The following is a 6,972-nucleotide window of genomic DNA, read 5'->3' on the forward strand; positions in this document are numbered from 1 at the left end:
ACGACATCGTGCTCAACGCCGGCACCGAGCACGAACTGCGGCGGCCGTTCGAGATCTTCATCAACTCTAAGTCGATGGAACACTTCCAGTGGATCGTCGCGCTCACCCGGATCATGTCCGCGGTGTTCCGCAAGGGCGGCGACGTCACGTTCATCGTTGACGAGATGAAGGCGGTGTTCGACCCGCGCGGCGGCTACTTCAAGGCCGGCGGCGTGTACATGCCGTCGCTGGTCGCCGAACTGGGCAGCATCATCGAGGACCACCTCAAGTCGATCGGCCTGCTCCACGACCCCGACATGAGCGATGCCCAGCGCGCCCTGATCGCCGAGAAGCGCCGCGCCTACGAGGCCCGCTCAAAAAAAAACGCTGAAATAAGCACCGCCGGGGAAATGGGCGGCGCGATGGTCGATGCGGAAGAAGCCGAAACGGCGATGGACAACGAAACCATCGCCGTCACCGGCGACGGCACCAGCTTCCCGCCCTCCGCCAGCATGTGCCACAAATGCAGCACCAAGGCGCTGGTGTTGATGGACGGCTGCGCCACCTGCCTGAACTGCGGCTACAGCAAGTGCGGCTGACGCCCGGCGGGTAAGCCCGCTGCCCCACAGCCGCCACGCGGCCATCTTCCCCGGACGTCCGGGCGGTGGCCGCTTCCTTTTGCGCGATCCATGGCCTCCGCCGGGATTCCGTCATGTCCGGTATGGGGCCGGTCCTTCGCATACATCGATCACGCCGGCTGTCCGCCGGAACTTTCGATGAACGAGGGAATCACCATGCCGTATCCGAAGTCTCGCCGCCAGCGCCGTCTGGCCCTTTCCGCCTTGAGCCTGGCCCTGCTGGCCGCGTTGTCATTGCCCGCATTCGCCGCGGACCCGGCCTGCCAGGATCCCGGCGGTGCATACACCGGGGCGTCGACCGACCAGGGCAACGAGAATGGCACCGACAACACCACCTGCCATCCCGAAACCAGCGCCTTTGGCGAGCACAACAATGCCAGCGGTGCCTACAGCAGCGCGTTCGGTACCTGGAACTTTGCGCGTGGCGATTACAGCAGTGCCTTCGGCTACTTCAGCAACGCCTATGGAATGGGCAGCAGCGTCTTCGGTTTCAGCGGCAATGCCAGTGGCAAGGGCAGTCTGGTGGTGTCGGGCTGGTGGGACTCCGACGGCGATGGCCACTACTTTGGCCCCTTCGAGTCCAGCAGCGCCTACGCTGCCAGCAGCGTGGCCGTGGGTGCAGGCGTGACCGCACGCAGCGCTTCCAGCGTGGCGATCGGCGTGGGCAGCGTTACCGGTGGCGTGTACTCGGGAACCGGATATACCGGCATCAACAGCCTGGCCGTGGGAACCTGGTACGACGCCAACTACAACGGCGTGTTCGATGCCGCGACCGATGCGGTCAACCGGGCAGAGGCCGACTTCAGCAGCGCCATCGGCGTGGGCAATCTCGCAAGCAATACCAGTGCCACGGCGGTAGGCACGCTCAACACGGCCTCCGGCCCCTACTCCACCGCGATCGGCAACGGCAACACCGCCAGCGACAAGTACGAGGTGGCGGTCGGCGTGGACAATGCGAGCAGTGGCCTTGCGTCCATCGCCATCGGACAGCTCAACACGGCGAGCGGCAGCTACGCCATCGCCATCGGCAGTGAAAACCAGGCGGGTGGCAATGGCAGCACCGCCATCGGCTATCAGGCGGTTGCCGACGAGGACGGCGTGGTGTCGTTCGGCCATGCGGCGACGGATCTGGACATCACCGGAATTGCCTATGGCAGTGACCTCAATACCCGCCTGATCCACGTGGCCGAGGGCATCAACGGCTGGGATGCGGTGAACATGAACCAGCTGGGTGCACTGGTGAGTTGGATGGGCGGTGGGGCTGCCATCATCGGCGGCGTGTTCACCGCGCCGACCTTCACCATCCAGGGCGTCGCCTATTCCGACGTGGCCTCGGCGTTCGCCGCCGTCGACAGCCAGCTCACAACGCTGGCCGGAAGCGTGGGTACGCCGGGGCCGCAAGGTCCGCAAGGCCCGACCGGGCCACAGGGGCCGACGGGACCGCAGGGCCCGACCGGTCCGCAGGGGCCGACAGGGCCGCAAGGTCCGACCGGTCCGCAGGGCCCGACGGGTCCGCAGGGCCCGGCCGGGCCGGCCGCCGACATGACCCAGGTGGCGCAGATGGTCCAGAATGGCGATGCAGCCACGCTGGCCTCCGCCAACGCCCATGCCGATGCTGGCGACGCCGCCACCTTGTCCAGCGCCCGCGCCTACACCGACCAGCGCTTCACCGCCTGGAACGACACCTTCAGCCAGTACCAGCAGCAGGTGGACGCACGCTTCGCCCACACCGACCAGCGCATTGACCGCATCGGCGCGATGGGCACGGCGATGACCCAGATGGCGGTCAACGCGGCGATGAGCAACAGCCCGCGCGGCCGCATCGCGATCGGCGTGGGTGCGCAGGGCGGCCAAGGCGCGGTGTCGATCGGCTACGGCCGGCGCCTCGGCGACCGCGGTTCGTTCTCGCTGGGCGCCAGCTTCGCCCACGGTGAAACCAGCGTCGGCGGTGGCTTCGGCATCGACCTGTACATCCGGATCGAATGTCGTTGAACGAAGCGGCGCGAACCCGCGCCGCTTCGTTATCTGTGGACCGCGCAGCTGATGCGCTGCGCATTGCCACCGCAGGCCGAGGCGGGCCGACGCGCGCAGCAGGTAAAATGGCGGCCCCGCGCCCAAAAGCCACGCCCATGACCGCCCCGCCCCCCTGCCCAAAGTGCCATTCCGAATTCGCCTACGAAGACGGTGGCCTGCATGTCTGCCCCGAATGCGCACACGAGTGGTCGCCGGAGGCCGACGCCGCGGCGGAGGCCGAGACCGCACGGGTCGTCAAGGACGCCGTCGGCAACGTGCTGCAGGACGGCGATACCGTCACCGTCATCAAGGACCTGAAGGTGAAGGGGTCGTCGCTGGTGGTGAAAGTCGGCACCAAGGTACGCAACATCCGCCTGGTGGACGGCGATCACGACATCGATTGCAGGATCGACGGCATCGGCCCGATGGGGTTGAAGTCGGAGTTCGTGAAGAAGGCCTGAGCGCACGCAATCCGGATCGCGCCATCCCGTCGACCGCCTACACCACCATCGCCGCATGCAGCGGCGCGATTCCGTTCCAGCGGGCGCGGCCGTCGAGAAAGGCCAGCTCCAGCAACACGCCGGCGCCAACGACGTGCGCCTCCATCCGCTGCGCCAGCGCATGCGCGGCCAGCAGGGTGCCGCCGGTCGCCAGCACATCATCCACCAGCAGCACCCGCGCCCCGGGCGCCAGCGCACCGGCCTGCGCCTCCAGCGCATCGGTGCCGTATTCCAGCGCGTAGCGCTGTTCCAGCGTGGCGCCCGGGAGCTTGCCGGGCTTGCGCAGCGGCACGAGGCCGCAGCCCAACTCGCGGGCCAGCGGAGCGCCGAGCAGGAAGCCGCGCGCCTCGATGCACACGATCGCATCGATGGGCAGATCGCGCCAGGGCCGGGCCATCGCCACGATGGCATCGGTGAACGCCTCCGCATCCGCCAGCACCGGCATGATGTCCTTGAACACGATGCCGGGCTTGGGAAAATCGGGAACGTCGCGGACCTTCTGGCTCCAGTCTGGCATGTCATGCTCCGTCGCGGATTCGTCGGTCGCTGTGTCCAGAATGCTGGCAGGCCAGCTCGCCACGGTGAGGCACGCATTTGCAAAGCACCATCCCCCGAGACGCCTGTTTCAAGCGGCGTCTCGGGACACTGGCCGCAGCGTGCTCACCTTGCCGTGAACGCCTGCTCCATCGCCTGCCTGTCGAACCATTCGCTGTCGCCCTCGCCCCTCGCGTAGCGGTACAGCGCCGCCGAGTAGATGCCCGACAGCGCCGAGTGGGCCAGGCCGGTCAGTACCAGGGCCAGGACGAACAGCGCCGCCACGGTCCCGGCGAACATCGCGCTGCCGGTCATGGCGGCGGCAATGATCAGCAGCACGCCGACGAAAATCAGCGCACCGAAGATCAGGCCGAAGGCGATGCCCACGCCGCCCTGGCCGATCAGGTTCTCGCCCCAGGTCTTCTTCAGAAGCTCGGCGCTTTCCTTCACGGCGTCCAGCGGGCCGATGTTGTTCGACACCAGCACCGGCACCACCAGAAAGGTGGCCACGGTCCAGGCCAGCCCCAGGAAACCGGTCACCACCCGGCCGAGGAAGCCGGCGCGTTCCTGGGCCGCGCGCAAGAGCATGCCCACGGTCGCCGCGATGGCGGCGTAGCCGAGGATCGGCACGATCTTTCCGGCCGCGATGCGCAGGCCGTCGCCCAGGGTCGGGTCGCCGCCGTCGAGCCGGATCATCGCCGCGCCCACCAGGGCAGAGTTGAAGAAGAAGATGACGAAATACTGCGCGAGGTAGAACAGGAACGCGAGCACGTAGACTCCCGCCTGCATGCCCTTGCCGTCGTGCAGCCCGTCCAGGGCGCCCATTCCGAACATCGGCAGCAGGAAGGCGGCAGCAACGATCACCGTGCAGACCGCCGACAGCAGCGGGAACATCAGCAGTTCCTTGTCCTGCGACAGCACGCCGGCGCTGGCCTTGAACAGGGCCCAGCTGCGCGAGAAACGGTTGGCCATGGCGGACTCCGTGGTGGCCGTGGGGTGGTTTGGAGTATGCCGCAGGCGGCCGCTGCCGTCGCACCGCCGGCGACGAACGGCGCAGGCTGCGCCGACGGGCGGAACGGGCAGGTACCCGCGATCCGCGGGGTCAAGGGCCGCCGCCGGTTGGCGACACGCCCCGGCGCCTTCGGCGTCCCGGCGCGCCGAAGGTGGCACGCCAGAATTGCCCGCACAGGCAGCCAAAATAGAGCAACAGCCCGCCGGTGGCGATCCAGAATCCGTAGCGGGTCGTGGTGGTGAAGATCATCATTCCGAAGAGGGTGCCGGCGGTCAGCGGGCACAGCAGGAATTCGACGACCAGGACGAGGCGGGTGCGGAAGCGCGGGGGCGCGAGCAGCGCCCCGATCTGTACCAGCAGCGGCCAGGTGAAGGCGGCCAGGATCAGCAGGCCGCCGCCGCTGCCGTCGACCTCCCGCCAGGGAACCCGGTCGCTGTGGTGCGTCACGGTGATGTCCGACCCGGTGCCGGGGGCGGGCTCGGTGGTGTCGTAGGAGCATCGCGCCAGCGGCAGGAACAGGCTGGCCAGCAGCAGCAGCGCGGCGATGCGCTTGCAAAGTGGGAGCAGTCGTTCCACCGGCGGCTGCCTCCTGTGGCGGGCTGTGCCCGATTCTGCCTCAAATGGCGGGAATGGCGCAGGTCGCATGCCTTAGAATGGCCACGATGGATGCACCACGCGCTTGCACCGGCATCGCCCTGGTCGGCTTCGATGCCGACGACACCCTGTGGCGCAGCCAGGATTATTTCGACGACGCGCAGGCACAGTACGAGCGCATCCTCGCCGGCTACGTGGATCTGGACGACGTCGGCCAGCGCCTGTACGCCTATGAAGAGCGCAACATCGCGTTCTTTGGCTACGGCGCCAAGGGCATGGCGCTGTCGATGGTCGAGGCGGCGGTGGACATCACCGGCGCGAGCATCAGCGCCCAGGACATCGGCCGCATCGTCGGCCTCGCCAAGGCGCTGCTGCGGCATCCGGTCGAACTGCTCGACGGCGTGCGCGAGGCGGTGGCAGCGGTGGCGAACGAGTATCCGGTGGTGCTCATCACCAAGGGCGACCTGTTCCACCAAGAGGCCAAGGTGCGCGAATCCGGCCTGGCCCGACTGTTTCGGCGCATCGAGATCGTCAGCGAGAAGGACCCGGCGACCTATGCGCGGCTGCTGGAGGAATTCGGCGTGCCGGCGCAGCGCTTCCTGATGGTCGGCAATTCGCTGCGCTCGGACATCGTCCCGGTGCTGGAGCTGGGCGGCTGGGGCGTGCACGTGCCCTACCACCGCACCTGGCAGCACGAGGCGACGGCCACACTCGACGGCGGCGCCGAGCGCATGCGCACGGTGCCGGACATCGGCGCGCTGGCCGCCGCAGTGCGCGAACTCGACGCGCTGGCGGCGGCGTGAACGTCGCATCCTGAAATCCCCATTCCCTTCATTCCCTTTCAACCGAGGAGACGCGCGTGATCGATCTGAGCGGACGGGTTGCACTCATCACCGGCGCCGGCGGCGGGCTGGGGCGCGCGCATGCGCTGCTGCTGGCCGGTCGCGGCGCGACGGTGGTGGTCAACGATCTCAGCGACGCCGCCGATGCGGTGGTCGCGGAGATCGTCGCGGCCGGCGGCAAGGCGCGCGCGGCCAAGTGCTCGGTGGCCGACGCCGGCGCGGTGCAGGCGATGGTCGACGGCATCCTGTCCGGGTTCGGCCATCTGGACATCCTCGTCAACAACGCCGGCATCCTGCGCGACAAGAGCTTCGGCAAGATGGCGCTGGACGACTTCCGCCTCGTGATCGATGTCCACCTGATGGGCGCGGCCAACTGCACCAAGGCGGCGTGGAACGCGATGCGCGAGCAGGGCTACGGTCGCATCGTCATGACCACCTCCTGCAGCGGGTTGTACGGCAACTTCGGGCAGGCCAACTACGCCGCCGCCAAGATGGGGCTGGTCGGGCTGATGCATACGCTGGGGATCGAAGGCGAAAAGCACGACATCCGCGTCAACTGCCTCGCGCCCACCGGCGCGACGCGGATGATGGAAGGCATCCTGCCGCCGGAGCAGCTGTCGAAGTTCAAGCCGGAGCTGGTCAGCCCCGCGGTGCTGGCGCTGGTGTGCGACGCCGCGCCCAACCGCGCCATCCTCAGCGCCGGCGCCGGCAGCTTCGAGCTGGTGCAGCTGACGATGACGCAGGGCATCGCGCTGGGCGAAGGGGCGACGGCGGAGGCCATCCTCGAACAGTGGCAGGCGCTGTCCGACCGCAGCGACGCGCTGGTGCCGGCAACCGGGTTCGATCAGGCCCGCCACGAG

8 protein-coding genes are annotated in these 6,972 nt (G+C 68.1%); 5 read left to right on the plus strand and 3 right to left on the minus strand.

Annotated elements, in window-relative coordinates; all coding sequences use genetic code 11:
* The 3 genes from Q0X16_RS03295 to Q0X16_RS03305 all read left to right on the plus strand — a co-directional run.
* Positions 1-578: NrdJb (locus Q0X16_RS03295; RefSeq protein ID WP_297830609.1), on the plus strand; the 578-nt coding region annotated here is incomplete at its 5' end.
* Between the two features lie 177 nt (positions 579-755).
* Complete coding sequence (locus Q0X16_RS03300) at positions 756-2,609, plus strand: YadA-like family protein (protein WP_297830612.1); 1,854 nt, start codon at positions 756-758, stop codon at positions 2,607-2,609.
* 137 nt (positions 2,610-2,746) lie between these two features.
* Positions 2,747-3,091, plus strand: a complete 345-nt coding sequence (locus tag Q0X16_RS03305) for a zinc ribbon domain-containing protein YjdM (RefSeq protein ID WP_297830613.1) — start codon at positions 2,747-2,749, stop codon at positions 3,089-3,091.
* 37 nt (positions 3,092-3,128) lie between these two features.
* On the opposite strand, the gene Q0X16_RS03310 is transcribed toward Q0X16_RS03305, so the two are convergent.
* The 3 genes from Q0X16_RS03310 to Q0X16_RS03320 all read right to left on the minus strand — a co-directional run bounded on the left by Q0X16_RS03310 (position 3,129) and on the right by Q0X16_RS03320 (position 5,252).
* Positions 3,129-3,647: an adenine phosphoribosyltransferase gene (locus Q0X16_RS03310; protein ID WP_297830615.1), complete on the minus strand. Its 519-nt coding sequence runs from the start codon at positions 3,645-3,647 to the stop codon at positions 3,129-3,131.
* Between the two features lie 143 nt (positions 3,648-3,790).
* Positions 3,791-4,636, minus strand: a complete 846-nt coding sequence (locus Q0X16_RS03315) for a DUF6159 family protein (RefSeq protein ID WP_297830617.1) — start codon at positions 4,634-4,636, stop codon at positions 3,791-3,793.
* A gap of 130 nt (positions 4,637-4,766) precedes the next feature.
* Complete coding sequence (locus Q0X16_RS03320) at positions 4,767-5,252, minus strand: hypothetical protein (RefSeq protein WP_297830619.1); 486 nt, start codon at positions 5,250-5,252, stop codon at positions 4,767-4,769.
* Between the two features lie 77 nt (positions 5,253-5,329).
* Between Q0X16_RS03320 and Q0X16_RS03325 the strand changes: the two genes are divergently transcribed.
* Positions 5,330-6,073, plus strand: coding sequence for an HAD family hydrolase (locus tag Q0X16_RS03325; protein ID WP_297830621.1), 744 nt, complete (start codon positions 5,330-5,332; stop codon positions 6,071-6,073).
* 56 nt (positions 6,074-6,129) lie between these two features.
* Positions 6,130-6,972: SDR family NAD(P)-dependent oxidoreductase (locus Q0X16_RS03330; protein WP_297830624.1), on the plus strand; the 843-nt coding region annotated here is incomplete at its 3' end.

This window comes from Thermomonas sp. (assembly GCF_025993755.1).
Lineage (GTDB): Bacteria > Pseudomonadota > Gammaproteobacteria > Xanthomonadales > Xanthomonadaceae > Thermomonas.

Coding starts and splice junctions, on each gene's coding strand:
- Q0X16_RS03300 (WP_297830612.1), top strand. CDS start 756: ATGAACGAGGGAATCACCATGCCGTATCCGAAGTCTCGCCGCCAGCGC.
- Q0X16_RS03310 (WP_297830615.1), bottom strand. CDS start 3,647: ATGCCAGACTGGAGCCAGAAGGTCCGCGACGTTCCCGATTTTCCCAAG.
- Q0X16_RS03325 (WP_297830621.1), top strand. CDS start 5,330: ATGGCCACGATGGATGCACCACGCGCTTGCACCGGCATCGCCCTGGTC.
- Q0X16_RS03305 (WP_297830613.1), top strand. CDS start 2,747: ATGACCGCCCCGCCCCCCTGCCCAAAGTGCCATTCCGAATTCGCCTAC.
- Q0X16_RS03315 (WP_297830617.1), bottom strand. CDS start 4,636: ATGGCCAACCGTTTCTCGCGCAGCTGGGCCCTGTTCAAGGCCAGCGCC.